The sequence below is a fragment of the Agrobacterium sp. MA01 genome (assembly GCF_009650195.1).
Lineage (GTDB): Bacteria > Pseudomonadota > Alphaproteobacteria > Rhizobiales > Rhizobiaceae > Allorhizobium.
In genome coordinates, this window is sequence record NZ_CP045854.1 from 2805076 (window position 1) to 2831649 (window position 26574).

Consider the following 26574-nt stretch of genomic DNA (forward strand, 5'->3'; position numbering starts at 1 on the left):
CGTAGAAAAGCGATAGGGACGAGCCTCAGTTCGCTGGCGCGGCGGGCGTCAATGCCGCCCACTCGCGGATGACCTGATCGAAGACATTGCCACCGGTCGTTCCCTTGTCGAGCGTGATCAGCGCGCGTCTGCCATTGCGGTAGGTGACGGGAATATCGATCCAGCCGCGCGTGGACAGAAGGTCCATGTTGCGCTTTACCACGTCCTCGAAGTCGTTGAGCGCCACGAGATAGGTGTCGTCGGTCACCTTGGCCGTCACGGCAACCAGCGGGTCGCCGCGGTCCTGCTCGGTACGCTTCATGGCAATCCGCTGCAGATTCTCCACCGCACCACCCTCGAAATCCGCAGGCACGGAGAACACCACTTCGATGATGTGGCTCGCCGGCAGTGAATTGTCGGTGTTGCGCTTGAAGGTCAGGAGCGCCGAGATGCCGCGCTCCGGCACGTTGATACGGCCCTGGATCTGCGGATCAGGTCGGCCGTCCGCCCCGTTTTCACGCACAGCCGTCCATGTGATCGAACCAGGCACTGCGACCGGCGTCGCCTGGCCGATACGCTCTTCGTAGAGGAAGAGCTTTTCCCCGCCGGCCACGACTGCCGTATTGGCGGCGGTTCCCGGCGTCTGCGTGGCAGCCGCGCCATTGGCAGCAGCCGGCGCATCGGTCGGCTCGACCGTGGACGCCACGGTCTGGGCCGAGACGGAGCGACCTTCGGCGGGCGCGCCCTCGATGGGCGCCGATCCGGCCCCTGCATCGATTTCCGTTCCGTCGGCCTGCAGTCGCTGCGTGAATTTCTGGCTGCCGTCGTCGACTGCAGGTGCCGCCACTTCCGGTGCAGTCGCCGTGTCGGCCGGTGCCTCCGGCTGCTCTGCAGGTGTCGCCGCGGGCGCTTCGGCGGCCTCTTGCGTCGGCACAACCTCGCCCGTCAGGTTGGCGACCATGCTGCCGATCTGATCCCGCATGCTCCAGGCGAGATAACCGCCAGCGCCGAGCACAACCAGCACCAGCGCGGCAACGATGATCGGAGCCGGATTGCGACGCTTCTTCGGCTCGAGGCGATAGGCAGGCTGCTGGCCATAACCGCCGACCAGCGCTTCCATGCCATCGGCCTGGCCCGCGACGTCTACCTGCGCACCCTTGGCGCTGGGTGCAAAGCTGTCGATATGCTCGTCCAATTCGCTGGCCGCAGGGGCGGCCGAAGCAGAAGCCGGAGCACCATTGCCTTTCTGGGTCTCGCCCTGATCGACATGCTCCTGGAACCACTGGCTGAAGTCATCGGCGTCGATTGCCGGTGCCGTGGAGGTGGACGCGATCTTGCCGAGCACGACCGGATCGGCATCGGGAAGGCTCAAGCCCTCCGGCGCGACATAGTCGTTGCTGGCCTCGACGTGTACAGGTTCCTCATAGGCGGGGAACTCGTCGGTTGGCGTATAGGAAACGGCCGGCGGCGCGGTGTCGATTTCCGGCAGTTCGGGCACGCGATTGGCGGCCGTTTCGGTCGCAGCCGGCAGCTCCCAGCTTGCCGAGGGGATGACCGGGGCCGGATCGAGTGCGCGGCTCTGCAGCCAATCCTCAACCGAATCCACCCGAATACCAACCTCCGGCGCCTGCGGCGGGAGATAAGGCTCGACCTCGACTGCCGCGTTAGAGCCAAGCGGCTCTTCGGCCACAGGTTCGACCTCGACAACAGGCACAGCATCCCAAGCGGGTGCAGCCGTTTCCGGCTCGTCACCCCGAGGCCAGGTCTCTTCGGCGGTCGGCCCTTCGCCGTAGGGTCCAGCGGCTGCGACCGTTTCGACTTCGTCCCTCGCCTCCGGCGCCGGTTCGTATGGCGGCTCCGGCTCGACGGCAGGAGCATCGTCTTCACGGCTCTCGTAGAGCCGCGAATAGTCGTTCTCCGGCTCCTGAACCGCAAAGGGTTGGTCCTGCCAGGCGGTTTCCGCCGACGGCATCGGTTCGACGGCCTGTTCCGGAACAGACTCTTCTACGGGCGTGATAGTTTCTTCGGCGACGTAGGCTGGTTCTTCGGCGACATAGGCTGGCTCCTCCACCGCTGCAGGTGTCGCAGGCTCGGCCATGTGGGCGTCCGCCCAGTCATCACCGCTTACCGCCGGCTGAGGCTCGACCGGCTGTTCGGCCGGAGCAGCGTCTTCTGCCGGTTCCGGCGCCGCCACATCCTCGTTCGAAGAAGGCGCGTATTCCGGCTGCGGCTCGCCCCAGGCAGGCGCAGAAACAGTCGCTGTCGCTGCCACACCGGCAGCCGCGGCTGCAGGCATGGAAGAATCAGGCGTCTCTTCAAGCGGCGGCAAGGCATCCGCATGTTCCGCTTCGACCTCACGGATAGCCGCATCGAGCTTGTCGAGCTGACGCTGCAGCATATGCTCGGGCGGGCGCGGTGACATGTTCTCGAGCTGCCGAACGACAGCGGCGCGAGCCTTTTCATAGACCCGCGCGCGCATCTCCGGAGTATTGTTCGACAGGCCATCCACGGCCCGTCGAATCACAGCGATAAAGTCAGCCATCAGCACTTTCTCTTGAGAGCCGGCCCGCCGCGCCGGCAAAATTTCAATAAAATCCTAGATTAATCCTCGAAGGGGTCCGTCACAAGTATTGTGTCGTCGCGTTCGGGACTTGTCGACAGGAGGGCGACCGGAGCACCGATCAGCTCTTCCACCTGGCGCACATACTTGATCGCCTGAGCCGGCAAATCCGCCCATTTCCGGGCTCCGACCGTCGATTCCTTCCAGCCTTCGAGCGTGATGTAGATCGGCTCGACGCGTGCCTGGGCAGCCTGCGCTGCCGGAAGATAATCGATTTCCTGACCGTCGAGCTTATAGCCGACGCAGATCTTTAGCTCTTCAAGGCCGTCGAGAACGTCGAGTTTGGTCAATGCAATGCCGGTGATTCCATTGGTGGCAACCGACTGGCGCACCAGCGCCGCATCGAACCAGCCACAACGGCGCTTGCGGCCCGTGACGGTGCCGAACTCATGGCCCTTCTCACCGAGGAACTGACCGATCTCGTCGTGCAGCTCGGTCGGGAACGGACCTTCACCGACACGCGTCGTGTAGGCCTTGGTGATCCCGAGGATATAGCCGAGCGAGCCCGGGCCCATGCCGGAACCGGCCGCGGCCTGACCGGCGACGGTGTTCGACGAGGTGACGAAGGGATAGGTGCCGTGGTCGATGTCGAGCAGGGAGCCCTGCGCGCCTTCAAACAGGATGCGCGAGCCCTTGCGGCGCTCCTTGTCGAGCAGCACCCAGACCGAATCCATGAACGGCAGCACGCGATCGGCGATAGAGGTCAGCTCTTCCATGATCGTCTTGTGCTCGATTTCGGCAACGCCGAAGCCGCGACGCAGCGCGTTGTGGTGGGTCAGAATACGTTCGACCTTGCCTTCCAACGCGTCGAGATCGGCAAGATCCATGACGCGGATCGCGCGACGACCGACCTTGTCTTCATAGGCCGGGCCGATGCCGCGACGCGTCGTACCGATCTTGGTGCCGCTGTTCGAGGCCGCATCTTCGCGCATGCCGTCGAGTTCGCGGTGCAGCGAGAGAATCAGCGTGGCGTTTTCGGCGATCCGCAGATTGTCCGGGGTCACTTCGACGCCCTGATCCTTCAGACGGCCGATTTCGGCGATCAGCGCATGCGGATCAACGACCACGCCATTGCCGATGACAGCCTTCTTGCCCGGGCGCACGACGCCCGAGGGAAGCAGCGAGAGCTTGTAGGAAACGCCGTCGATGACGAGCGTGTGGCCGGCATTGTGTCCGCCCTGGAAGCGGACCACGATGTCCGCACGTTCAGAGAGCCAGTCGACAATCTTGCCCTTGCCCTCGTCACCCCATTGCGAACCAATCACCACGACATTCGTCATCACATAATCCTGTATATTGCGCAGTGCCTGCGCCTACCCAAACCCGCGCATCTATACTGTGTTGTTTTTGGGAAATCGACCCGTCTTGACGGGCGATTTGGCTTTTTACGTGACAAAGCGTCCCCCCTGGCCTATTTCGGAGGCAATTGCGCCGTGACGGACCGGGGGGCACACGGTTTCGGCAAGCGGCGTCCGCATGCAGGGAATGACGTCTTTGCCCATCCGCGCCTATACCTTTCTCGTCATCACGACCTTGCTCTGGGGCGGCAATACGATTGCTGGCAAGCTGGCGCTTGGCCATGTGAGCCCGATGGTCCTGAGCTTCGGCCGCTGGGCGCTGGCGACCCTCGTGATCGCGTCAATTGCAATCCCGCAGATCCGCAAGGACTGGGATGTCCTCAAAGCCAACTGGAAGCTGCTGATCTTCTACGGCGCGGTGGGCTATGCCGCCTTCAACGGCTTTCTCTATACGGCGCTCAAGTATACCAGCGCGGTCAACGGCGCGATCGAACAGGGTGCGATCCCGGTCCTGATCTTCGTCATCAACTTCCTGCTGTTTCGCATTGCCGTCTCCGCGGTCCAGATCCTGGGCTTCATGATCAGCTTCATCGGGGCTGCCGTCACCGCCTCCCATGGCGATCTGCAGACCTTGCTCACCCTGACGCTGAATTATGGCGATCTGCTGATGCTGTTTGCCGGCATCGCTTACGCGATCTACACCGTGTCATTGCGCTGGAAGCCACCTGTCCACTGGAAGAGCCTGATGGCGGTGCCGGCACTCGCCGCCGCCGTCACCTGTCTGCCGCTTCTCTGGTGGGAAGCCGGCCGAGGCGAGCTGATCCTCCCCGATACGCGCGGCTGGCTGATCATTCTCTATGCCGGGCTGTTCCCCTCGCTGATCTCGCAGATCCTCTACATCAAGGGCGTCGAAGGCATCGGCGCCAACCGGGCCGGCCTCTTCATCAATCTCGTTCCGGTCTTCGGCACGCTGCTATCGGTCACCATTCTCGGCGAAAAGCTGGAAGTCTTCCATGTGGTGGCATTGGTGCTCGTTCTCGGTGGCATCGCCATCGCCGAATGGGGCAAGCCCGCACCTGACAAGGCTTCGCGCTGACAACCTCAAGAAAGGTTAGCCGACAGAGAGGATTGTCACGTCTCCAGCCAAAACACGCGCCGCTGTCAGCCGCCCGCTGCGATAGCAATGCGTGTCGAGACTGACCCGATCCGGACCGACATGGGCTTCCCGCATCGGCGTATGCCCATGAAAGACACGGACAGGCAGACCCGGACCGAGATCGAGGAAGGATCGCCTGATCCACATGAGGTCGTCATCGGTCTGCTCGGAAAGCGGTCGCCCCGGCTTTAGACCGGCATGGGCGAAGACATCCGTACCCATGGTGAGCAGCACCGGCAGCGATCTGAGAAACGCCACATGGCTGCTCGGAACTGCATTCCTAATGGCCTCGCGCAAAGCAAATCGGCCAGCAGGCAGAGTGAAACCGTCGATCTCGACCCCGTAGGACGCCAAGGTCGTCTCCGCACCGTGGTCGAGGACCCAGTCACCGGCCGGATCACCGTCGAGAAATGCGAGGAAGGCATCGTCGTGATTGCCCCGCAGGCTAACCCGCTCGAATCCTGAAGGCGGCGATGCCGTGAGATGATAGAGGACGGCAGCGGATTTCGGGCCTCGGTCGACATAGTCGCCGAGCATCACGATCAGCTTGCGCCCCTCTATCGACTGCGCGTCCTCGCGGATCATGTCTTCCAGCTCACAAAGCGCATCGAGACAGCCATGCACGTCACCGATTGCGTAGACAGCGGCATAGTCGGAGGGATCGATGACGAGACGTGGTGGGCGACCTGTGTCAGTGCTCATGAGCCCCTCATCACCCATTGGACGTTCTCCTGTCCTGTCGCTGCGCTGCACGCAGTGAGAGAAAAGCGTATCGGCACTAAAAAGGCCAGCCCCAAAGGGGCCGGCCTCGCAGTGCTTCAAGACACCGATTAAGGCGTCGTGGTCGGTGGCGGCGTATCGGTGGCACCACCGGTCGGAGCCGGTGTCGCAGGTGCCGCCGGTGCCGGATCGCTTGCCGGCGGCGGGGTGACCGGATCGGCAGCCGGGGGCGTTGCCGAACCTGCCGGCGGCGTCGTCGTGTCAGCCGGCGGCGGAGCCGGAGCATCGGCCGGCGGTGCTGCAGGCGTGCTACTTTCCGTGGCCGGAGTAACCGGGGTTTCGGCGGTGTCATTGCCACCGAAGACGAAGTATGCGCCGGCTGCGATCACCACGATCAGCAGGACTGCGATGCCCCAGGTAGCGCCGCTGCCCGCAGTGGTCTGCTGGGTGACGTGCGGACGCTGATCGAGGCGTGGATCAGGACGTTGGTCCATGGTATTTCCTCCTGGTTTGGGTGACCGACCGCTGCGCGGCCGGCCGTTAGCTTGTTTATTTACAAAGCTGGCAATCGGCGCTTACTGGACGACGCCGACGACCACATAGGTCTGCGGGTCAACGATGACGCGCTGGTTGTTGACCACGGCATAGGCGTAGGTCGGATCTTCGGGGATCGTGGTCAGCACGACTTCCTGCGGAAGAGGCTCACCAACGACCACCTGCCGTTCGATCACGACCGGCTGGGCCGGGACCGGCTGCTGCTGCACATAGGTGACAACCCGGTCCGGCGGCGGGGCGACTGCGGTACCGGCAATGGCGCCGACGACGCCACCCACGGCGGCACCAACGGGACCGCCGACAATAGCACCGGTCACGGCACCACCCGCAGCACCGGTGACCGTACCTTCCTGCGCCAGGACAGGAGAAGCGACGGCACCAAGTACGACTGCTCCAAGAGCGATAATCTTCGTATTCATGGCTTGATCCTTTCCGTTGACTGCCATTGACGGAAAGAACGGACTTCACGCGAAATTGTTCCGCGCACCTGTCCTAAGGCGCTACTGCAAGCCTTTGGAAAAATTGGCAAAATTTAGGCAAAGGCGTAATATTTGCAGCAGATATTACTTGAGGTCGCAGTAGAACTGCAGTCGCTCAAGGGCGAGTCGATACCAAAGCTGAAAAGCCCACGGCGCGTTTGCGGCGGGACGGACGGCGTGGTGAGTGTTCTGAAAGCCGCTCAGGCGCCCCAGCCGACGATGCCCTTGATCTCGAGAAAGTCGTGAATGCCCCAATCCGCATATTCGCGCCCGTTGCCGGATTGTTTGTAGCCGCCGAACGGTGCGGACGTGTCCCAGTCCGGATAGTTCAGATAGACGGAGCCCGCGCGCATCTGCCCTGCAACCCGCCGCGCATGGTCGATATCCTGCGACTGAACATAGGCAGCGAGGCCATAGACGGTGTCGTTGGCGATTGCGATCGCCTCCTCTTCGGTCTCGTAGGGCATGATCGACAGCACGGGGCCGAAGATCTCTTCACGGGCGATCGTCATATCCGGCGTCACATGGCCGAAAACCGTAGGGCGGATATAGTAGCCGCGGTTCAGGCCCTCGGGCCGCCCGGGACCGCCGGTGACCAGCAGCGCGCCTTCTTCGATCCCCATTTCGATCAGCCGCTGGATCTTGTTGTATTGAATGTCGCTCACCACAGGACCGAGGACGGTATCTTCGGCTCTGGGATCACCGACCTTGTGAGCGTCCGCAGCCTCGCGCGCAATATGAAGCGCCTCGTCATGGCGATCGGCCGGGACCAGCATCCGGGTCGGCGCATCGCAGGACTGGCCCGAATTGCCGAAGCAGCCCTCCACGCCCTTGCGCACGGCAGTCTCTAAATCGGCATCCGGAAGGATGATGTTCGCCGACTTGCCGCCCAGCTCCTGCGCCACACGCTTGACCGTGTCGGCCGCCGTCTTGGCGACGATGATGCCGGCCCGCGTCGAACCGGTGAACGACACCATGTCGACATCGGGATGGCCCGCCATCACCTGACCAACTTCGGGGCCGCGGCCGTTGACCAGGTTGAACACCCCATCAGGCGTCCCAGCCGCCTGCATCACCTCGGCAAAGATCAGCCCCGAGACCGGCGCGATCTCCGAGGGCTTGAGCACGACGGTGCAGCCGGCGGCAATTGCCGGAGCAACCTTGCAGACGATCTGGTTGAGCGGCCAGTTCCAGGGCGTGATAAGCGCACAGACGCCGATTGGCTCCTTGACGATGCGGGTCGAGCCACGCTGCTCCATGAATTCGAAGCTCTTGAAGGCGGCAATCGTGGCCTCCAGATGCGCTCGCCCTGCCCCGGCTTGAGAGTCTCGTGCGAAAGTGAGCGGCGCACCCATTTCACGACTGATGGCCTGGGCGATGTCGTCGAAGCGCTCGTTGTAAACAGCAAGGATGCGCTCAAGAAGCGCCAGTCGCTCCGACCGGTCGGTCAGCGAGAAAGTGGCAAAGGCTTTTCGGGCGGCTGCCACGGCGCGTTCGACATCGCCGCGTCCGCCGATGGAGATCGTCGTAAGGGCCTCCTCGGTGGACGGATCGATCACGTCCAGCACCGCAGGCTCCAGCGGATCGACCCACGCACCGTCTATGAAGAACTTCAGATGGTTGGACATGCGCGCTCCAGCGGAGTGAAAGTAAGGTATTTTGCACTATTGGTCACATGCCGGATCACGGCAAGCATCCAAAACGGCGTGATCAGGCTTTCCCCAACCTCAATGCGGGGATCAGCGTTCCAGTCCATCGAGCAATCTATACCAGGCAAGATGGGCAGCGACACCGAGACGTCGGAAGCGATGCAGCGGAATGGGTACCACGGGCGTGATCGGCAGTGGCAGGGCCTCCCGGCTGCCCTCGGCCAGATACCGCGCGAGAGCCCGACCGAGCGCCACCATCAGCCCAATGCCGCGCCCCTGGCAGCCGACCGCCATCAGAAGCCCCGGATGGGGCTCATGGAGATGCGGCAGATGGTCGGGCGTCATCGCGACACGACCGAACCAGCGCTGCTCGATCCGCACGGAGCCAAGCATGGGAAAGAGCCGAAGCGTGGCCCGCTCCAGATGCAGCCAATCGTCTGTCGATTGCGGTACGCGCATCGGCCCCCGTCCACCGAGAACCAGACGACCGTCTGCGCTGCGGCGATAGTAGACGAGGATCCGCCGGCTGTCTGACACCGCCTGTCCGCTTGGCAGGACGAAATCGAAATCCGGCGGTAGCGGCTGCGTGGCAATCTGGAAGGAATGCAGCCAGACGAGGCTCTGGGCAAGGTTCGGCACCAGCCCCTCGGAATAGGCGTTGGTCGCGACAAGGACTTTCGGCGCCCGGAACGAGCGGCCGGATTGCGTTGTGATTTGCCAGAACGCTCCGTCCCTCTGCAGCGACATGGCGGCATCATTCAGAACAAGCGCCGCGCCGGCTTCCGTCGCGACACGCGCCAGTTCATGCACGAGCGCCAGCGGATTGACGACACCGGCGCGACGGTCGAGAAAACCGCCGCGATAACCTTCGGCACCGGTCAGGAGCGCAATCTCTGCCGAATTGAGAAGCGCCACATCCGCCCCTTGAGCCCGCCATTGCCGATTGCGCTGAGCGGCCGCCTGCATGGCGGTCTCGGTATGCGCCGCCTGGATCCAGCCGGAGCGCGTATGCTCGACATCGAGCCCCTCGCGGGCGATGAGATCGAAGACAAGATCTGCCGTCCCCGCCGAAAACTCGATCAGCCTTCGGCCGGTCTCTTCACCGAAAAGCGCAAACAGCGTTTCCGGATCCTGCTTCAGTCCCGGGATCACCTGGCCGCCATTCACCCCGGATGCACCGTCACCGATCCCGCCGGCTTCGATGACCTGAACCGAAAGCCCGGCGCGGGCCGCATGCAGTGCTGTCGAAAGACCCTGATACCCGGCACCAATGACAACAAGGTCGAGATCGCCCTCTTCACAGCGACAAAGAAGCGGCGAAACGGGCCGTCGCCAAACGGACGAAACCGGAATTGCGGACTGCATAAAGGTGAGACCTGAAAACGACTGGAAAAATCGTCGAGCAATCTGCCCCGCCCCAATAAAGCACACAATAAACGTCAGGCTGTATTTTGTTCGCTCGGTAGAATGACGATTTACTTACTTAAGCAGGTTTCGATAAGGGCATCCAGGATCCCGCCTCATGCTTCGCTGGGCAACTGCCAATCAATCGCGTTTCTGCCCTTGGAGAGAAGATAATCATTGGCTTGCGAAAAATGCCGGCAGCCGAAGAAACCGTTATGTGCTGAAAGCGGCGAGGGATGCGGCGCCTTCAAGATCAGATGGCGGGACCCATCGACAAAGGCAGCCTTCTTCTGCGCGTAGGAGCCCCACAGCATGAAGACGACATGCTCGCAATCCTCGTTAACAGCGCGGATCACCGCATCGGTAAACCGCTCCCAGCCTTGCCCCTGATGCGAGGCCGCCCGCGCCTCCTCGACCGTCAGCACGCTGTTGAGAAGCAGCACACCCTGTTGCGCCCAGTGCTCCAGGAAGCCGTGCCGCGCTGGCGCAATGCCGAGGTCGCTCTGCAGCTCCTTGTAGATGTTGACGAGCGAGGGCGGGATGCGCACGCCGGGTTTGACGCTGAAGCACAACCCATGCGCCTGCCCCGCCCCGTGATAGGGATCCTGGCCGAGGATCACCACCCGGACTTCGTCGAGCGGGGTCAGATCAAGCGCCCGGAAATACTCCGCACCCTTGGGGAAGATCTGCTTGCCAGCCGCCTTTTCTGCCCTCAGGAAATCCTTGAGATTGCGCATGTAGGGCTGCGCGAACTCGTCTCCCAGCACCGCTTTCCAGCTGTCTTCGAGCCGGACACCCACCTCCGCCATTGCCGCCGCTCCTCGTTCTCGCTTACATGCTTCGTGACGATAGAGAGCCGGCAACCGGACCTGTCAACCTCAACCCGACCTGAGCACACAAGAGAACCGTGAAGTCATTCCTGAAACTCTGGCGCCGCCAGCGCATTCTGACATCGGCATTCCTGCTGGCGATGGCGCTCGCAATCTTCTTCGCCGGGCGAACGATTTTCTTCGTGACCTACTGGAACGACCCCGCCCGCCAGGACCTTCCGCCTGAACCCTGGATGACGATCGGCTATGTCGCCCATTCCTGGCATGTGCCGGTCGAGAAGCTCGCCCGCGACCTTGATCTGCCACCGCCGCCAAAGGATGGCCCGCGCCCCTCGCTGGAGCGATTGGCAGAAGAGCGTGGCCAGGACTTCGAAGAGTTCAAGGCCGAGATAGAGGCCTCCCTTGCCGAACTGCGCCGGCAGGTGCCTCCGAGATGACCCTGACCGAGACGCTGCTCGCATCGCTGCCGTCGTATGGCCTGTTGCTGCTTGCGCTGGTCGTCGGCATCAGTTGCCTCGGCGCGCCCCTGCCCGCCTCGATCGTCATGATGCTGATGGGCGCATTGGCGGCCGCCGGAGACTTCACGCTGGCCTATGTCATTGCCGTGGCACTCGCCTCGGCCGTGGCGGGAGACCAGATCGGCTACATGCTTGGCCGCCTCGCCGGACAGCGCCTCGTCCCGATCGTCAGCCGCGAGCCGGCACGCCGCAAAGCGATAGAACGGGCGCAGCACGAGATGGATGCACGCGGGACTGTCGCCGTCTTTCTCACCCGCTGGCTGCTTTCCCCGCTCGGCCCCTATCTGAACCTTTTGGCCGGAGCCTCAGGCTTTTCCTGGGCCCGCTTCACGCTGGCAGGCCTCCTTGGAGAGATGGTCTGGGTCGGTCTCTATACCGGTCTCGGAGCGGCCTTCAGCGAGAGCGTCACGGAGATCGCCGAAATCAGCGGCAGCATCAGCGGCTTCCTGGCGGCCGGTGCCGTTGCCGCATTCCTGGGTTTCAAACTGCTTCGCGCTCTGCGCAGCAAGGACTGAAGCCACATAGCGAACCCGGTGAGGCTTCGCCGAACTGTCACACAGCGGTGCTATCCGGATACCAAAATCCGGAGACTCGCCATGACTTTTCTGATCTGGTTTGCCGCGATCGCGCTTCTCGCCCAGCTTGCAAGCATCGCCATCGTCCTCTCCGTCAAGCTGCGCCACCGAAGCCGAGAGGCTGCGCCGACGCCGCGCCCGCCGGTCACCCTCATCCGCCCGATCTGCGGACTGGAAAACAATCTCGAGCGCTGCCTCGCATCCTCCTTCCGGCTCGATTGGCCGACCTATGAAATCCTTTTTTGTGTCGCAAGAGCAGACGATCCGGCTGCCGCCCTCGCCCGTCGCCTGATGGCGGAGCATCCCGACGTCCCATCGACACTTCTCGTTGGCGAAGACCCCTTCAGCGCCAATCCCAAGCTGAACAACGTGGTCAAGGGCTGGCGCTCCGCCCGCCATGACTGGATCGTCATGACCGACAGCAACGTGCTGATGCCAGCAGACACCATCGAGCGCATGATCGCCCGCTGGGACAGCGGGACCGGCCTCGTCTGCTCGCCACCGGCGGGAACCGAGCCGGAGAACGCTGGCGCCCTTCTCGAAAGCGCCTGGCTCAACAGTTTCCAGGCCCGCTGGCAGCTCTTCGCCGACGCCTGTGGCTTTGGCTTTGCCCAGGGCAAATCGATGCTCTTCAACCGTCACGTGATGACGCAGCTCGGCGGTTTCCAGCGACTGGGCGACGAAGTCGCCGAGGATGCCGCCGCAACACTGCTGATCCGCACTGCGGGCCTCAAGGTCCGCATCGTTCACGAGCCATTCCCGCAGCCGCTCGGCAAGCGGGACATCGCCGCCGTCTGGAAGCGACAGCTGCGGTGGGCGCGCCTGCGCCGAGCCTCTTTCCCGCTCTATTTCCTGCCGGAAATCCTGACAGGCGCAGCCCTGCCGACGGCAGCCATGATTGCGCTCGCGGCGACAGGTACACTGCCGCTTTTCGCCCCGCTCGCCTATCTTGCCGCCTGGTATGGCGCAGAAGTGCTGCTCGCTCGAGGCTATGGCTGGCCAAGCAGCTGGCGCATCCTGCCCGCGATGCTCGCCCGTGATCTGCTTTTGCCGGCTCTCTTTGTCGCCGCCTGGTTCGGCAGCGGTTTCGAATGGCGCGGCAATGCGATGACTGTCGCCGACAACGACAACAGCCGCAGCGCACGCATCCGCGAGGCCGTTGTCCGCACCCGCAACAAGGCACGCGAGAAAGCCCGCGCTCTGGTTGCGGCCCGAAGCCACTAAGGCTCTTCTCCCCACGAAAAAGCGGGCAGGACCGCTCGTCGCGATCGCTGCCCGCAAGAGGGAGGTAGTTCCGCCTCTCAGATCGTGCCTTGGCCCATCTGTTCGGCGATGTAATCCGCCTGGCGGATCGCAAGAGAGACGATCGTTAGGGTCGGATTTTCGGCCGCTCCGGTGGTGAACTGGCTGCCATCGGAGACGAAAAGGTTGCTGATGTCGTGTGTCTGGCCCCACTTGTTGACGACACCATCCTGGGCCTTCTCGCTCATGCGGTTGGTGCCGAGATTGTGGGTCGACGGATAGGGCGGCGTCGGGAAGGCACGGGTTGCCCCAACTGCCTCATAGAGGGCCACGCCCTGCTTGTAGGCGTGATTGCGCATCGCCTCGTCGTTCGGATGGTCGGTGAACCAGACGTCCGGGATCGGCATGCCGTATTTGTCCTTCAGCTCGCCATGCAGCTTCACCGCATTCTGCTCCTGCGGCATGTCCTCGCCGACGATCCAGAGACCCGCCATATTGGCATACTGGTCCATGGCCGAGGCAAACGAGCGACCCCAGCCACCCGGATCGAGGAAGGCCGCCATGAAGGGCACGCCGAGCGCCAGCGTCTCGAGCTCATAGCCACCGACGAAGCCGCGTGACGGATCGTGACGTGCCTCGTCCTGGATGATCCCGGCCATGGTCGTGCCGCGATAGAAATGCACCGGCTTGTCGAAGACGGCATAGACCGAGCCGGTCGTATGACGCATGTAGTTCTTGCCGACCTGGCCGGAGGAGTTGGCGAGGCCATCCGGGAACTTCGACGAAGCAGAGTTGAGCAGCAGGCGCGGGCTTTCGATCGAATTGCCGGCAACGCAGATGATGCGCGCCTTCTGGCTTTGCAGATTGCCATCCTTGTCGGCATAGACAACGGCGGTCACCTTGCCCGTGTCATCATGCTCGATCTTGACGACATGCGAGTTCGGCCGGACTTCGAGCTTGCCGGTCGCCTCGCCCTTCGGGATTTCCGTGTAGAGCGTCGACCACTTCGCGCCCCATTTACAGCCCTGAAAGCAGAAGCCTGTCTGCTGACAGCTCATGCGGTCATCGCGATCGGCCGAATTGATCGCCATGTTGCCGGTGTGACAGTTCTTGTAGCCGTGCTTGTCGGCACCGGCCTTCAGGATCTTGAAGTTGTTGTTGCCGGGCAGGCCCTCGATCCCATTGGTACGGGTGACGCCCATCTTGTCTTCGGCCTTGGCATAGTAAGGCTCGAGATCGGCGAGTGTGATCGGCCAATCGAGGAGGTTGGCGCCCTCGACCTTGCCGTAATGGGTCAGCGTCTTGAACTCGTGCTCCTGGATACGCAGCGAGGCACCCGCCCAGTGGGTGGTGGTGCCGCCGACCGCCTTGACGATCCAGGCCGGCAGGTTGGGGAAGTCCTTCGACACCCGCCAGCCGCCACCGGTCGTGCGGTTGTCGAGCCAGGCGAGCTGAGAAAAGCTCTCCCATTCGTCATTGATGAAATCCTCGTATTCGATACGGGCGCCGGCTTCGAGCACGACCACGTCGATGCCCTTCTGGGCAAGCTCGTTGGCAAGCGTGCCGCCGCCTGCACCGGAACCGATAATGACGACCACGCTGTCGTCGTTGAGATCATAGGGCGCTGCCATGTTTTCCTCCCGGGAAATCGGTCAATTTGGGTAAGCGCCGCCGTTCCCATCCGCGATGGGCCTCCTTCCGGCGACGATGAATGCTTGTCCTAGGGTTAAGCTCAGAGCCAGGTGATGTCGTCGAACCCGCGCTCGATATAGCCGCCCTTGGAATAGGACTCGCCCTCGTAGCCGAAGATCGGCCAGATCTCCTTCTGGTTATAGAGGCTGACCACAAGGTCGCCACGCACAGCCTGGAAGAACGGCGTCGTCTCGATGTCGCGCAGGATCGCCACGCGGTCATCTTCCCAACCGAGGCCGCGATAGCCACCGGCACCCGCGCGCTTGTCGAGATCGGCGATGCCGTCTTCGATCAGCGCCTTGTGCTTCTCGTCCTTAGCAGCCATCGTGTCCTGCCCCTTGACGGCTGCCGCATAGAAGCGCTCGGCGAGCTGGTCATGCGGGTAGATGTCGCGCGCCATCTTGATGAGCGTCGCGAGCGTGTCCGGCTTCAGGGCAGTCGCCTCCAGGCCCCAGGCCTGGTCGGGACAGATCACCGCAGTCCCGGTGACCATCAGCACGGCACTCGCCGCACCGGTCTTCAGAAGCTGGCGACGGGACATGCCCCCGGTCTTGTCGAGTATCGTAACCACGTCATTCTCCTCCCATGAGATGATGCGCAACGGCGTTTTACCGTCACCCTTGGAAGGCGCGCTGCCGCGCCCGCCGGCTGCGAAAACATACGACCGAGGGCTCCTCTTCCCCCGGCCATACGATCATTTGTACCGTCCGTGCCGCTGCAGGACTTCGATCTTGTAGCCATCGGGATCGGTGATGAAGAAGAAGCGGGCAAGCAGCGCCCCGTCGCGGTTGAACTCGACGATCTTGCCCGGGTTAAGGCTGAGATCCGTCAACCGCTTGTGTTCGGCGTCGAGGTCCGTGACGCTGACGGCAAGATGGCCGTAGCCGGTCCCGAGCTCATAGGCCTCCTCGCGACCCTTGTTGACCGTGAGTTCAAGCTCGAACTCGCTCTCAGGATTGCTGAGATAGATCAGGGTGAAGGTCTCGAAATCGAGACGTTCTGCGACTTCCAGACCGAATGCCTGGACGTAGAAGGAAACGGATCGGACCTCTTCAAGGACACGGATCATCGAATGGATCATTTTCGCCAATGGGCTGCTCCTCGCATGCTGACAAATGTCATGTTTGCAGAATGTCGCGATTTGCCGGAAGGCTGGTAGCAGCCCATTACCGCAGCCGATTATTTTCGCCGAAAGATGTGTTCATTCTTCGCACCCGGGCGTGGCAGTTTAGAAAAGACGGAAATTGACCGAAGCGCCGGCGCGCAACATAATGCTCAAAACACTGAAGAACGAAAAAACTGATATCAGGGAGGAGCATGCCATGTGTGAAGTCTTCGCAGGACAGGACCCGGGCCGCTATCGCGCGGTCAACCGCTCCGTCCGCATTGGTGGTCATTCCACCAGCATCCAGCTTGAAGCCGCCTTCTGGGTGCTGATCGACGAGATCGCCGCCAGCCAGAATTTCTCGACATCCCGCTTCCTGTCGACGCTTTACGACGAAGCGCTGCAGATCAACGGCTCGGTGTCGAACTTTGCATCCCTGCTTCGGACGAGCTGTCTGATCTACCTGATGAGCAAGGCGCAGAACCCGGCACAGCCGCCCGAATTCCACATCATCGCCGCCGAGTAGAGGCAAACAAAAAGCGCGGCCCGACAGATAGCCGGGCCGCGCTTCAGTTCCGATCGCCGTCTTGGGTCGGCGCGGAAGTATTATTCAGCCGGCTGAAGTGCCGGCTGGATGTCGTCCTCTTCGAGAACCTTGCCACCGAGGGCTGCATGGAAGAGCGTCTGGTCGAGTTCACCTTCCCAGCGCGCGACGACGACGGTTGCCACCGCATTGCCGATGAAGTTGGTGAGCGCCCGGCATTCCGACATGAAGCGGTCGATGCCGAGGATCAACGCCATGCCCGCGACCGGAACGGCGGGAACGACGGACAGAGTGGCCGCGAGGGTAATGAAGCCAGCACCTGTGATGCCGGCCGCGCCCTTCGAGCTCAGCATGGCAACGGCCAGCAGCAGGATCTGGTCGCCGAGCGGCAGATGGATATCGGTCGCCTGGGCAATGAAGAGCGCCGCCAGCGTCATGTAGATATTCGTGCCGTCGAGGTTGAAGGAATAGCCGGTCGGGATGACGAGGCCGACGACCGAGCGCTTGCAGCCAGCCTTTTCCATCTTGTTCATCAGGCCCGGAAGGGCAGCTTCCGAAGACGACGTCCCGAGAACGAGCAGCAGCTCTTCCTTGATGTAGCGGATGAGCGCCAGGATCGAGAAGCCGTTGTAACGGCAGACAGCACCGAGGATCACCGCCACGAACAGGAAGGACGTGAGGTAGAAGGTGCCGATCAGCATGGCGAGATTGGTGACCGAGCCGATGCCATATTTGCCGATGGTGAACGCCATGGCGCCGAAGGCACCGATTGGTGCGGCCTTCATCAGGATGGCGACAAGCTTGAAGACTGGCGCGATGACCGCCTGCAGGAAGTCGGTGACCGGCTTGCCGCGCTCGCCGACAAGCGCCAGCGAAATACCGAACAGGATCGAGAAGAACAACACCTGCAGGATGTCGCCATCGGCAAAGGCCCCAACGATCGTCGTCGGGATGATGTTCATCAGGAAGCCTGTGATCGACGAGTCATGCGCCTTCTCCGTATAGGTCGCCACAGCCGCCGCATCGAGCGTAGCCGGATCGATATGCATGCCCGCACCCGGCTGCACGACATTGGCAACGACGAGGCCGACGACAAGCGCCAGCGTCGAGAAGGTGAAGAAGTAGAGCATCGCCTTCCCGGCAACGCGACCGACCTTCTTCATGTCGCTCATGCCGGCAATGCCGGTGGCGACAGTCAGGAAGATTACCGGCGCAATGATCATCTTGACCAGCTTGATGAAGGCGTCACCCAGCGGCTTCAACTGTGCGCCGATCTCGGGATAGAAATGGCCGAGCAGGATGCCAGCGACGATCGCGGCGAGAACCTGAACATAGAGAAGCTTATAGAAGGGCTGCCGGCCCACGGGCGCGTGCTCTGCGGTATCGATATGCATGTTTTCCTCCATGGTCGCCCTGACGGAACGAGTTCCGGCCTCCCGGGCGGTGGCTTAACTGACTGGGAGCGGCGCGGCCGCTTGGAAGAAAGGTTAGCAAGGCGCGTGCCAGACCGAGGAAACGGATCTAAAACGCTGATAGGATTGAATTTTATTCGCATACAGACTTGATTCATCACATCACGACGTGCGGTATTCCGCACAGCTTCGATATGCTAGGATGCGATCTACCGCACATCCTATCAGGACCAACATACGTGATGCCGCCCTTTCGAAGCTCAAGTCGCACACTCTGGCTCATCTGTGCCGTTGTGGCAGTTCTGCTGTCAGGCCTCGCATTGTTCTACGCCGGCGAGAAGGGCAAGATCCTGGCGCTGGACGCCGTCGCAGAGGACGCGCAGACCGATGCCGAGCTGAAGCGCGCATTGCTGATTGCCGTGCTCGACCGCTCACGCACCCTGCCCTTCGTGCTGGGCACGGACACCGAACTGGCCGACACATTGCAGGCACCCGGCCCCGACAGCGTCAACCGCCTGAACGAAAAGCTGGAGGCCCTCACCTCGGGAACCGGCGCATCCGTGATCTATGTCGTCAACACCGAGGGATTGACGATCGCCGCCAGCAACTTCCGTCAGCCCGACAGCTTCGTCGGCAGCAACTATGCCTTCCGCGAATACTTCACCGAGGCGATGGCGAACGGCACAGCCGAACAATATGCGCTGGGCAATGTCAGCCGCAGGCCGGGGCTCTACCTCTCCCGCCGCGTCGATGACGCTGCCGGTAAGCCGCTGGGCGTCGTGGTCGTCAAGGTCGAGTTCAACGCGCTGGAGCAGGACTGGCAGCGGTCCGGGCGTCCAACCTATGTCACCGACACAAGAGGCATCGTGCTGATCACCAGCCGTCCGGACTGGCGTTTTTTCACCATCACCGACATCCCCCAGCAAGATCGACTGGCAATCCGCGACAGCCTGCAATTTGGCGAAGCCCCGCTTTTGCCAGTCCCGATCTGGTCGCTCTTCGACCTTGACGGACACACGATGGTGGCGACCGACGCCTCCGGTGCGCGTCCGCGCCAGCCGCATGTCGCCGAGACCCTGCCGGTGCCCGGAACGCCTTGGACCTTGCATCTGCTGGCACCCGCCGCAGCAGCGATGGATGCCGGCACCTTGCACGGGCGCACCACGGCGGTCGCGCTTGGCCTGCCCTTGCTCGCCGCGGCTGGCTTTTTCCTGTATCGCAGCGGTCGCGCTGCCCGCCGCACAGCAGAGGCGAAGGCCGCGCAGGCGGAACTTGAACGTCAGGTGACCCTGCGCACGGTAGAACTCACCGAAGCCCGCGACCGCCTTGAGGCCGAGATCGCCGAACACAGGGCAACCGACACCCGCCTCCAGGGCGTACAGCAGGATCTCGTCCAGGCCAACCGTCTGGCGATCCTCGGCCAGGTCGCAGCCGGCGTGGCGCATGAGATCAACCAGCCGGTCGCCACCATCCGCGCCTATGCAGACAATGCGAAAACCTTCCTCGCTCGCGGCAAGGCAGAGACGGCAAAAGAGAATCTTGGTCTGATCGCAGAGCTCACCGACCGCATCGGCGCGATCACCGGCGAATTGAAGGGGCTTGCCCGCAAGGGCCGGCAGGCCGCCGAACCCGTCGAACTGAAGGCTGCGATCGACGGGGCCCTCTTCCTGTTGAAGAGCCGCTTTGCTGGCAGCTTCGATCGCCTCACCATCAGTGACATCCCTGCCGATCTCAAAGTGCTTGGCCAGCGCATCCGCCTAGAACAGGTGCTGATCAATCTCCTGCAGAATGCGCTTGAAGCCATTGAAGGCAAAGCGGATGGCGATATCCGCGTCGGGATTGCGCGCCTCTCCGACGACGAGGTCGATCTTGCGATCAGCGATACTGGCCCCGGCCTGCCGGCTCACGTTAGGGACAACCTGTTCATACCTTTCACCACCTCCAAGGAGGCAGGGCTCGGCCTGGGCCTCGTGATCGCCCGTGACATCGTCACTGAATACGGCGGACGGCTTTCGGTCGAGACGAGCGCGGCGGGCACCACCTTCACCATCACTCTCACGAGGGCACGGGCATGAGCAGCGGCATCGAGATCATCCTCGTCGACGACGACCAGGCTTTACGCCGCGCCACCCGCCAGACCCTGGAGCTTGCCGGTTATGCCGTGCACGACTTCGGTGCGGCAGCCCAGGCGCTCGCCCAGCTTTCGCGGGAAAGCGAGGCAGTTGTCATCACGGACATCCGCATGGCCGGCATGGACGGGCTGGAACTCTTCGCCCGTATCCGCAGCCTCGACCCGGATCTGCCGGTCCTGCTGATCACAGGCCATGGCGATGTCGACATGGCCGTGCGCGCGCTGCATGACGGCGCCTATGACTTCATCGCCAAGCCCTTCCCCGCCGAGCGGCTCGTCCAGAGCGTCGCCCGTGCCGCCGAGAAGCGCCGGCTGGTCCTGGAAAACCGCCGTCTGCGCGAGGCGGGAACCGCGACGCCCGACGATCTGCCGCTGATCGGCCAGACGCCGGCCATGGAGCATCTGCGCCAGACGCTGCGCCAGATCGCCGACACCGATGTCGATGTGCTGATCGCGGGCGAAACCGGCAGCGGCAAGGAAGTGGTGGCAACCCTCCTGCATCGCTGGAGCCGGCGCACCAAAGGCAACTTCGTCGCGCTGAATTGCGGCGCCCTGCCCGAGACGGTGATCGAAAGCGAGCTCTTCGGCCAAGAGGCCGGCGCCTTTACCGGCGCGCAGAAGAAGCGCGTCGGCCGCATCGAACATGCAAGCGGCGGCACGCTGTTTCTCGACGAGATCGAGAGCATGCCGCTCTCCACCCAGGTGAAGATGCTGCGGGTTCTGGAAATGCGCGAGGTAAGCCCGCTCGGCACCAACGAGTTGAGGCCCGTCGACCTGCGCGTCGTCGCCGCCGCCAAACTCGATCTCGGCAATCCGGCCGAGCGCGGCGAGTTCCGCGAAGACCTCTATTATCGCCTGAACGTCGTGACGATCTCCATCCCGCCACTGCGCGAACGCCGCGCCGATATCCCGCTGCTCTTCGCCCACTTCGCCACCCGCGCCGCCGAACGCTTCCGCCGCGACATACCCGTCATGACGACCGAGGTGCGCCGTCATCTGGAGACCCACTGCTGGCCGGGCAATGTCCGCGAACTCTCGCATTTTGCCGAGCGGGTCGTGCTCGGGATTACGCCGCCGCCGAAACAGGCGTCAGGGTCAGCCACACCGGGCCTCACCCTGCCCGAGCAAATGGAACGACACGAGGCCGAGCTGATCCGCGAGGCACTGATCGCAAACAAGGGCGACGTGCGTTCGACGCTCGAGACGCTCGGCATTCCCCGCAAGACCTTTTACGACAAGCTCCAACGCCACGGCATCAACCGCGCCGATTACGAATAGCTGGAGATCGTAATTTCCCGTCAGGCGATCGCCCGGATGGCCGCGACGACCTCGTCGTCGATCACGATGCCGTCGATCTCGGCGGCACGAGCCAGATCCTGGCCTCGCCGTCCTGGAATGCGCGCGCCTTCCTGCGCCCCGATTTCATCCGCCAGCAGCGCCAGGCGAGAGAAGACGCCGGGCCCACCTGTCGCCGTTGGATCGATGGCGATGATCGTCTGGCCGAGCGCCACGGGCGGCCCCTTGTCGTCGAACAGGGACGAGGCCTCGAAGGCATAGTTCGCGCCAATCAGGCCCGCCGAGAGAATCTCGACCATCATCGCAAGCGCTGCTCCCTTGGCACCGCCAAGCGGCGCCATGAAACCGTCCATCGCACGGTTGGCGTCCGTCGTCGGCTGGCCATCGGCATCAAAGGCCCAATCGTCGGGGATGGCCTCCCCCTTCTGCCGCGCCGCCATGATCTTGCCGCGCGCCACCTTGGACAGCGCCAGATCGACGACAATGGGATCTCCATTCTCGATCGGCACGGCAAAGGCGATGGGGTTGGTGCCGTAAAGCGCCTTGTTGCCGCCCCAGGGCGCCATGGAGGCCGGGGCATTGGCAAACATCAGCGCCGCCAGCCCGCGCTCTGCAAAACGCGCGACCGTCAGCCCCATGACCCCGGCATGGTGCGAGCGGTGAATGGTGGCGATCGCAATACCCTGCTCGCGCGCGATGCCGGGCAACATCTCGACGGCAAGATCGAGCGCCGGATAGGCGTAGCCGTTCATCGCATCGATGGTCAGCACGCCCGGCCTTGGTCGCGACGCCTGCGGCTTGGCTAAGCCATCCACCTTGCCGGCCCGCGCCTGGGAACTATAGGCCTCGACCCGGCGCAAGCCGTGACCGCCTTGTCCGGCGGCTTCGGCGGCCACAAGCGCGCGGGCCACGGATCGCGCATTGGCTTCATCCACGCCAGAACGGCCAAGGGCGTCGACCACAAGCGCCTCGGCTTCTACAAGTGTGAGCTTCATCGGATGTCCATGTGCATGTCGCGGGAAACAGGATCAGCCGCGCATCGACGCTGCGAGGTTGGTGGCGGCAGCGGAAAGCAGGCTGACATCCGTGGAGCAGGCAAAGAACCGGATGCCGGCCTTGCGCGCCATCGCGAGCATGGCCGGATCGCCGGACATGATGCCGACCGGCTTGCCGGCAGCAACACCCTTGCCGATCACGGTTTCGACGGCCTGCATGACCTCTGGATGCGTGGGATTCCCGCGATGGCCCATGTCGGCCGCAAGGTCGGCCGGTCCGATGAGGATCGCATCCACACCCGGCGTCGCAATGATGGTATCGGCGTTCTCGACACCGAGACGGCTTTCGATCTGCGCGATCAGGCAGACCTCGGCATTCGCCGTCTCCGCATAATCTGCAATACGGCCGAAATCGGAGGCGCGGCCCAGGCTCGCGCCCATGCCGCGGATGCCCTCCGGCGGATAACGCAGGGCCTTGGCCAGGCGGTCTGCCTCTTGCCTCGTCTCGACCATCGGGATCATAAGCGTCTGCGCGCCGATATCGAGCGCCTGCTTGATCAGCCAGCTTTCGCCGACCGGCAGCCGTACGACCGGATGGGCCGGATGCCGCGCGACGGCGGCGAGTTGCGCCGCCATCAGCGGGATGTCATTGGGTCCATGCTCGCCATCGATGAGAATCCAGTCGAAGCCAGCCCCGGCACAGACTTCCGCAACATGCGGGCTCGCCAGCGCCACCCAGAAACCGACAAGCAGTTCGTTGGTTTCGTAGAGAGCAGCCTTGAAGGCATTCTTGGGGGCGGGCATGGGCATTCTCCAACTGCAGGACGTGTCGACACGATGTGTTCGAGGCGCAAGATGCGCTCTGGCGGACGCAAACCGCAAGGGCCAATCAAACACCTTTGGTACGGACGGCGATTGGCGGCCACAGTTGAAGCCGGCCGTCCCGTCGTGATACGGGCAGCCGAACCTTCAAGCGCAGGAATTGACCCATGCTCCCCTGGATCCAGCTCGACACGGCCAAGATACCCGGCGGCGGCGAATTGCGCTTGAAGAGCCGCGGCACGGAATTCTCCATCATGCTCGGCACCAACGAGCTGATGAACAGCCGCCTTAGCGGCTCCGAGGAAGCGCTGGCCACTCTGGCCTTCGAGCGGATCGCGACCCACAAGCGCCCACATATCCTGATCGGCGGGCTCGGCATGGGCTTCACGCTTCGCGCCGCCCTTGGCGTGCTTCCTCAGGATGCAAAGGTCACCGTCGCCGAGCTCGTGCCCGCCGTCGTCGACTGGGCACGCGGACCCATGGCCGAGATCTATGCCGGCAGCCTCGACGACCCGCGTGTGGCAATTCACGTTGGCGATGTCGGCGCACTGATCGCCAAATCCAGGGGTATCTTCGACGCCATCCTGCTCGATGTCGACAACGGACCCGATGGCCTCACGCGCGAAGCGAACGACGGCCTCTATTCCCATGACGGGTTACGCAAATCCAAGTCGGCCCTCACCCGAGGCGGTGTGCTCGGCGTCTGGTCGCAGGGGCCAGATCAGCACTTCACGCGCCGCTTGAAGGATTGCGGCTATGGCGTGGAGGAGATTCCCGTCCGCGCGGGGAGAACCGGTCGCGGCAAGAAGCATGTGATTTGGATGGCGAAGAACGGACCGTTGGCTCCGAAGAGCTGAGCCGACACGCCAACAGACCCCCTCTGGCCTGCCGGCCATCTCCCCCACAAGGGGGGAGAGGACCCCCGGATGCCCTTCTGCCAGCTTGAGCGCAAAGAACCTTCAGCCGATGGCAAAGAGGGCGATTTGAGGCGCAGACGGCGCGGCCGGGTTAAGCCCTCCCCCTTGTGGGGAGAGTTTGGGAGGGGACTCTCTTCTGGCCTAGCCCCACAACCCACGCGGCGGCAGCGGCATCACCGCGCCGTCATAGGCAATGCCCGGCTCACGGTCCCGCGCCAGAAGCAGCGGCCCGTCAAGGTCGACAAAGGCCGCCCCTTGCCCGATCAGAAAAGCCGGGGCCATGGCAAGCGATGTGCCGACCATGCAGCCGACCATGATCTCGAAACCGGCTTCCACCGCCGCATCGCGCATCAGAAGCGCTTCCGTCAGCCCGCCCGTCTTGTCGAGCTTGATATTGACCGCGTCATACTTGCCCTTCAGCAAGGCGAGCGACGCCGTGTCATGGCAGCTCTCGTCAGCACAGACCGGCAGCACGCGGTCGAGCCCGAGAAGCGCATCATCAGAACCAGCCGGGAACGGCTGCTCGACCAGCTGCACACCGAGATCCAGAAAGACAGGCGCCAGCGCCTTGTATTGATCCAGGCTCCAGCCCTCATTGGCATCGACGATGACGGCAGACGTCGGCGCGCCCGCCCTGACAGCCCGAATGCGTTCCACATCACCCTCGCCGCCGAGCTTGACCTTCAAGAGCGGTCGCGCCGCCTCCTTCTCCGCCGCCGCCTGCATGCTCTCTGGGCTACCGAGCGACAGCGTGTAGGTGACCGATAGCGGCTTTGGCTCTTGTAACTTGAGAAGTTGCCAGACCGAGAGACCCGCCCGCTTGGCCTCCAGATCCCAAAACGCGCAGTCCAGCGCATTGCGCGCCGCCCCCGGCTTCAGCCGGCTCTGCAGCCCGGCACGGTCGAGACCTTGCGCCACCTCCGGCACCAGCGCCGTGAGCAACTCGACAACGCTCTCCACCGTCTCGCCATAACGCGCATAGGGCACGCATTCGCCCTGGCCCGCATGCGCGCCATCCGTCAGCCGCACCGTGACCACCTTCGCCTCGGTCTTCGAACCGCGCGAAATCGTGAAGCTGCCGGCAATCGGGAAGCTCTCGGGCGTGACGGTCATCTGGACGGGCATTCTCAAGACCTCCCTGCGGGCAATCCCCGCGAATCGCTGCTCTTGCACGAAGAAGCAATCCTTTCTATATCCGTCAACTAAAGGACCGGTACCGGCAGCGGGCCAAAAACCCCGCAAAGCCTGACGTAGATCCCCGCAATGGGCGGGATGAACGGTCACATGAAGCACAGAGACGAAGCCCGTGAACACGCTGGATTTTGACAAGAGACCGGAAGATACGCGCGTCGTCGTCGCCATGTCGGGCGGCGTGGACTCGTCCGTCGTCGCCGGCATCCTGAAGCGCGAGGGCTATGACGTCCTCGGCATCACGCTGCAGCTCTATGACCATGGCGCCGCCGTGCACCGCGCCGGTTCCTGCTGCGCCGGCCAGGACATCGACGATGCCCGCCGCGTCTGCGAAACGCTCGGCATCCCCCATTACGTGCTCGATTACGAACAGCGCTTCCGCGACACGGTCATCAACCCGTTCATGGAAAGCTATGTCGCCGGCGAAACGCCGATCCCCTGCGTGGCCTGCAACCAGACGGTCAAGTTCGCCGATCTGCTGACGACCGCACGGGAACTCGGCGCCGACGCGCTGGCGACCGGCCATTACATCCGCTCGAAGTCGGTGCCGCTCGCCAATGATCCCGGCCACCGCGCCCTCTTCCGGCCGATCGATAGCGAGCGCGACCAGAGCTATTTCCTCTTTGCCACCACGCAGGAGCAGATCGACTATCTGCGCTTCCCGCTCGGTGCCATGTCGAAGGCGGAAGTCCGCGTGCTCGCCGAAGAGATGGGCCTCGTCGTCGCCCAGAAGGCCGACAGCCAGGACATCTGTTTCGTGCCCCAGGGCAAATATGCCGACGTGATCAACAAGCTGAAGCCGAACGCGGCCCTGGCCGGTGACATCGTCCATCTCGACGGCCGGGTGCTGGGCAATCACGAAGGCATCCTGCATTACACGATCGGCCAGCGGAAGGGTTTGGGCGTCGCCACCGGCGAACCGCTCTACGTGATCTATCTCGACGCCCGCTCGCGCCGCGTTATCGTCGGCCCGAAGGAAGCGCTGGAGACCCACCGCGTCTATCTGCGCGACATCAACTGGCTGGGCGACCGCACGCTGGCCGAAGATGCAGCAGACGGCATGCCCTGCTTCGCCAAGGTCCGCTCCACCCGCCCGCCGACGCCGTCCGTGCTGCATGCCGACGAAAAGGGCATCTATGTCGATCTCGAAATCGGTGAGGCGGGTGTCGCCCCCGGCCAGGCCTGCGTGCTCTATTCGGCAACCGGCGCCGACGCCCGCGTCTATGGCGGCGGCTTCATCGAGCGCTCGGAACGCTCCGGCACCGCAGAAGCCTCGCTGAAGGCGCTTCTCGCCAGCCCCGTGGCGGCCTGAAGCCAAGGCTTTCGGGCCGCGTGCAAGGTCTCGCGTCAAGCCGGTGGAAAGCCACGCTGTTTTTGCCCAGACCGCGCTTGACTTTGATCGGACCCTCGCCTTATAAGCCGCCCATCGCTTCGGACGGCGACG

Annotated in this window: 24 protein-coding genes; 9 read left to right on the forward strand and 15 right to left on the reverse strand. The window is 63.3% G+C overall.

Annotated elements, in window-relative coordinates:
• Positions 1–25: 25 nt before the first annotated feature.
• Together GH983_RS13605 and GH983_RS13610 are read right to left on the reverse strand one after the other, a co-directional pair.
• Positions 26–2521 carry a hypothetical protein gene (locus tag GH983_RS13605; RefSeq protein WP_153762668.1) on the reverse strand — a complete coding sequence of 832 codons (2496 nt, stop codon included), beginning with the start codon at positions 2519–2521 and terminating at the stop codon, positions 26–28.
• A 59-nt stretch (positions 2522–2580) separates the two neighbouring features.
• On the reverse strand, positions 2581–3879 hold the full coding sequence (locus tag GH983_RS13610) for an adenylosuccinate synthase (RefSeq protein WP_069043514.1): 1299 nt from the start codon (positions 3877–3879) through the stop codon (positions 2581–2583).
• Positions 3880–4093: 214 nt separating this feature from the next.
• On the opposite strand from GH983_RS13610, the gene GH983_RS13615 reads away from it, so the two are divergent.
• A complete protein-coding gene (locus GH983_RS13615) occupies positions 4094–4993 on the forward strand; it encodes a DMT family transporter (RefSeq protein ID WP_153763610.1) in 900 nt (299 codons plus the stop codon).
• A 15-nt stretch (positions 4994–5008) separates the two neighbouring features.
• Here the strand turns inward: GH983_RS13615 and GH983_RS13620 are convergent, their stop codons facing one another.
• From GH983_RS13620 to ung, 6 genes are all read right to left on the reverse strand, one after another.
• Entirely contained in the window at positions 5009–5755 is a 747-nt protein-coding gene (locus GH983_RS13620; RefSeq protein WP_194842717.1) for a metallophosphoesterase, read from the reverse strand.
• Positions 5756–5883: 128 nt separating this feature from the next.
• Entirely contained in the window at positions 5884–6267 is a 384-nt protein-coding gene (locus GH983_RS24115; RefSeq protein ID WP_194842718.1) for a hypothetical protein, read from the reverse strand.
• Between the two features lie 81 nt (positions 6268–6348).
• The gene (locus GH983_RS13630) at positions 6349–6747 is read right to left on the reverse strand and encodes a DUF1236 domain-containing protein (protein ID WP_054148521.1); all 399 of its coding nucleotides are present in this window, start codon (positions 6745–6747) and stop codon (positions 6349–6351) included.
• A gap of 260 nt (positions 6748–7007) precedes the next feature.
• Complete coding sequence (locus GH983_RS13635) at positions 7008–8435, reverse strand: aldehyde dehydrogenase family protein (RefSeq protein WP_153762670.1); 1428 nt, start codon at positions 8433–8435, stop codon at positions 7008–7010.
• 111 nt (positions 8436–8546) lie between these two features.
• A complete protein-coding gene (locus tag GH983_RS13640; RefSeq protein ID WP_054148325.1) occupies positions 8547–9821 on the reverse strand; it encodes an FAD-binding oxidoreductase in 1275 nt (424 codons plus the stop codon).
• 155 nt (positions 9822–9976) lie between these two features.
• Positions 9977–10669: a uracil-DNA glycosylase gene (gene ung / locus GH983_RS13645; protein ID WP_054148324.1), complete on the reverse strand. Its 693-nt coding sequence runs from the start codon at positions 10667–10669 to the stop codon at positions 9977–9979.
• Between the two features lie 98 nt (positions 10670–10767).
• On the opposite strand from ung, the gene GH983_RS13650 reads away from it, so the two are divergent.
• The 3 genes from GH983_RS13650 to GH983_RS13660 all read left to right on the forward strand — a co-directional run bounded on the left by GH983_RS13650 (position 10768) and on the right by GH983_RS13660 (position 13007).
• Entirely contained in the window at positions 10768–11127 is a 360-nt protein-coding gene (locus tag GH983_RS13650) for a hypothetical protein (protein ID WP_069043510.1), read from the forward strand.
• Positions 11124–11723: a DedA family protein gene (locus tag GH983_RS13655; protein ID WP_054148322.1), complete on the forward strand. Its 600-nt coding sequence runs from the start codon at positions 11124–11126 to the stop codon at positions 11721–11723. Before GH983_RS13650 ends, GH983_RS13655 begins: the two co-directional genes overlap by 4 nt.
• A gap of 81 nt (positions 11724–11804) precedes the next feature.
• Positions 11805–13007, forward strand: a complete 1203-nt coding sequence (locus GH983_RS13660) for a ceramide glucosyltransferase (protein ID WP_153762671.1) — start codon at positions 11805–11807, stop codon at positions 13005–13007.
• A 77-nt stretch (positions 13008–13084) separates the two neighbouring features.
• Here the strand turns inward: GH983_RS13660 and GH983_RS13665 are convergent, their stop codons facing one another.
• From GH983_RS13665 to GH983_RS13675, 3 genes are all read right to left on the reverse strand, one after another.
• Positions 13085–14656: a GMC family oxidoreductase gene (locus GH983_RS13665; RefSeq protein ID WP_153762672.1), complete on the reverse strand. Its 1572-nt coding sequence runs from the start codon at positions 14654–14656 to the stop codon at positions 13085–13087.
• Positions 14657–14757: 101 nt separating this feature from the next.
• Entirely contained in the window at positions 14758–15288 is a 531-nt protein-coding gene (locus GH983_RS13670) for a twin-arginine translocation signal domain-containing protein (protein ID WP_153762673.1), read from the reverse strand.
• 123 nt (positions 15289–15411) lie between these two features.
• Positions 15412–15807, reverse strand: coding sequence for a VOC family protein (locus GH983_RS13675; RefSeq protein WP_153762674.1), 396 nt, complete (start codon positions 15805–15807; stop codon positions 15412–15414).
• 232 nt (positions 15808–16039) lie between these two features.
• Between GH983_RS13675 and GH983_RS13680 the strand changes: the two genes are divergently transcribed.
• On the forward strand, positions 16040–16348 hold the full coding sequence (locus GH983_RS13680; protein WP_054148520.1) for a ribbon-helix-helix domain-containing protein: 309 nt from the start codon (positions 16040–16042) through the stop codon (positions 16346–16348).
• A gap of 80 nt (positions 16349–16428) precedes the next feature.
• Here GH983_RS13680 and GH983_RS13685 read toward each other — a convergent pair whose 3' ends face one another.
• On the reverse strand, positions 16429–17760 hold the full coding sequence (locus tag GH983_RS13685) for a dicarboxylate/amino acid:cation symporter (RefSeq protein ID WP_150127506.1): 1332 nt from the start codon (positions 17758–17760) through the stop codon (positions 16429–16431).
• 260 nt (positions 17761–18020) lie between these two features.
• Between GH983_RS13685 and GH983_RS13690 the strand changes: the two genes are divergently transcribed.
• Together GH983_RS13690 and GH983_RS13695 are read left to right on the forward strand one after the other, a co-directional pair.
• Complete coding sequence (locus tag GH983_RS13690; RefSeq protein ID WP_246727564.1) at positions 18021–19853, forward strand: ATP-binding protein; 1833 nt, start codon at positions 18021–18023, stop codon at positions 19851–19853.
• On the forward strand, positions 19850–21187 hold the full coding sequence (locus GH983_RS13695) for a sigma-54 dependent transcriptional regulator (protein ID WP_153762675.1): 1338 nt from the start codon (positions 19850–19852) through the stop codon (positions 21185–21187). Before GH983_RS13690 ends, GH983_RS13695 begins: the two co-directional genes overlap by 4 nt.
• 20 nt (positions 21188–21207) lie before the next feature.
• On the opposite strand, the gene GH983_RS13700 is transcribed toward GH983_RS13695, so the two are convergent.
• Together GH983_RS13700 and GH983_RS13705 are read right to left on the reverse strand one after the other, a co-directional pair.
• A complete protein-coding gene (locus GH983_RS13700) occupies positions 21208–22200 on the reverse strand; it encodes an Ldh family oxidoreductase (RefSeq protein WP_153762676.1) in 993 nt (330 codons plus the stop codon).
• 33 nt (positions 22201–22233) lie between these two features.
• Complete coding sequence (locus GH983_RS13705; protein ID WP_153762677.1) at positions 22234–23004, reverse strand: HpcH/HpaI aldolase/citrate lyase family protein; 771 nt, start codon at positions 23002–23004, stop codon at positions 22234–22236.
• 185 nt (positions 23005–23189) lie between these two features.
• On the opposite strand from GH983_RS13705, the gene GH983_RS13710 reads away from it, so the two are divergent.
• Positions 23190–23879: a hypothetical protein gene (locus tag GH983_RS13710; RefSeq protein ID WP_153762678.1), complete on the forward strand. Its 690-nt coding sequence runs from the start codon at positions 23190–23192 to the stop codon at positions 23877–23879.
• A 201-nt stretch (positions 23880–24080) separates the two neighbouring features.
• Here GH983_RS13710 and dgcA read toward each other — a convergent pair whose 3' ends face one another.
• Complete coding sequence (dgcA, locus tag GH983_RS13715; RefSeq protein ID WP_153762679.1) at positions 24081–25064, reverse strand: N-acetyl-D-Glu racemase DgcA; 984 nt, start codon at positions 25062–25064, stop codon at positions 24081–24083.
• Between the two features lie 181 nt (positions 25065–25245).
• Between dgcA and mnmA the strand changes: the two genes are divergently transcribed.
• Entirely contained in the window at positions 25246–26442 is a 1197-nt protein-coding gene (mnmA, locus tag GH983_RS13720) for a tRNA 2-thiouridine(34) synthase MnmA (RefSeq protein WP_153762680.1), read from the forward strand.
• Positions 26443–26574 lie beyond the last annotated feature (132 nt).

Excerpts from the sequence above, each read along its gene's own strand:
- GH983_RS13605 (WP_153762668.1), bottom strand. The coding sequence starts at position 2,521 with ATGGCTGACTTTATCGCTGTGATTCGACGGGCCGTGGATGGCCTGTCG.
- GH983_RS13610 (WP_069043514.1), bottom strand. The coding sequence starts at position 3,879 with ATGACGAATGTCGTGGTGATTGGTTCGCAATGGGGTGACGAGGGCAAG.
- GH983_RS13620 (WP_194842717.1), bottom strand. The coding sequence starts at position 5,755 with ATGAGCACTGACACAGGTCGCCCACCACGTCTCGTCATCGATCCCTCC.
- GH983_RS24115 (WP_194842718.1), bottom strand. The coding sequence starts at position 6,267 with ATGGACCAACGTCCTGATCCACGCCTCGATCAGCGTCCGCACGTCACC.
- GH983_RS13630 (WP_054148521.1), bottom strand. The coding sequence starts at position 6,747 with ATGAATACGAAGATTATCGCTCTTGGAGCAGTCGTACTTGGTGCCGTC.
- GH983_RS13635 (WP_153762670.1), bottom strand. The coding sequence starts at position 8,435 with ATGTCCAACCATCTGAAGTTCTTCATAGACGGTGCGTGGGTCGATCCG.
- GH983_RS13640 (WP_054148325.1), bottom strand. The coding sequence starts at position 9,821 with ATGCAGTCCGCAATTCCGGTTTCGTCCGTTTGGCGACGGCCCGTTTCG.
- ung (WP_054148324.1), bottom strand. The coding sequence starts at position 10,669 with ATGGCGGAGGTGGGTGTCCGGCTCGAAGACAGCTGGAAAGCGGTGCTG.
- GH983_RS13655 (WP_054148322.1), top strand. The coding sequence starts at position 11,124 with ATGACCCTGACCGAGACGCTGCTCGCATCGCTGCCGTCGTATGGCCTG.
- GH983_RS13660 (WP_153762671.1), top strand. The coding sequence starts at position 11,805 with ATGACTTTTCTGATCTGGTTTGCCGCGATCGCGCTTCTCGCCCAGCTT.
- GH983_RS13665 (WP_153762672.1), bottom strand. The coding sequence starts at position 14,656 with ATGGCAGCGCCCTATGATCTCAACGACGACAGCGTGGTCGTCATTATC.
- GH983_RS13680 (WP_054148520.1), top strand. The coding sequence starts at position 16,040 with ATGTGTGAAGTCTTCGCAGGACAGGACCCGGGCCGCTATCGCGCGGTC.
- GH983_RS13685 (WP_150127506.1), bottom strand. The coding sequence starts at position 17,760 with ATGCATATCGATACCGCAGAGCACGCGCCCGTGGGCCGGCAGCCCTTC.
- GH983_RS13690 (WP_246727564.1), top strand. The coding sequence starts at position 18,021 with ATGCCGCCCTTTCGAAGCTCAAGTCGCACACTCTGGCTCATCTGTGCC.
- GH983_RS13695 (WP_153762675.1), top strand. The coding sequence starts at position 19,850 with ATGAGCAGCGGCATCGAGATCATCCTCGTCGACGACGACCAGGCTTTA.
- GH983_RS13700 (WP_153762676.1), bottom strand. The coding sequence starts at position 22,200 with ATGAAGCTCACACTTGTAGAAGCCGAGGCGCTTGTGGTCGACGCCCTT.
- GH983_RS13705 (WP_153762677.1), bottom strand. The coding sequence starts at position 23,004 with ATGCCCGCCCCCAAGAATGCCTTCAAGGCTGCTCTCTACGAAACCAAC.
- GH983_RS13710 (WP_153762678.1), top strand. The coding sequence starts at position 23,190 with ATGCTCCCCTGGATCCAGCTCGACACGGCCAAGATACCCGGCGGCGGC.
- dgcA (WP_153762679.1), bottom strand. The coding sequence starts at position 25,064 with ATGCCCGTCCAGATGACCGTCACGCCCGAGAGCTTCCCGATTGCCGGC.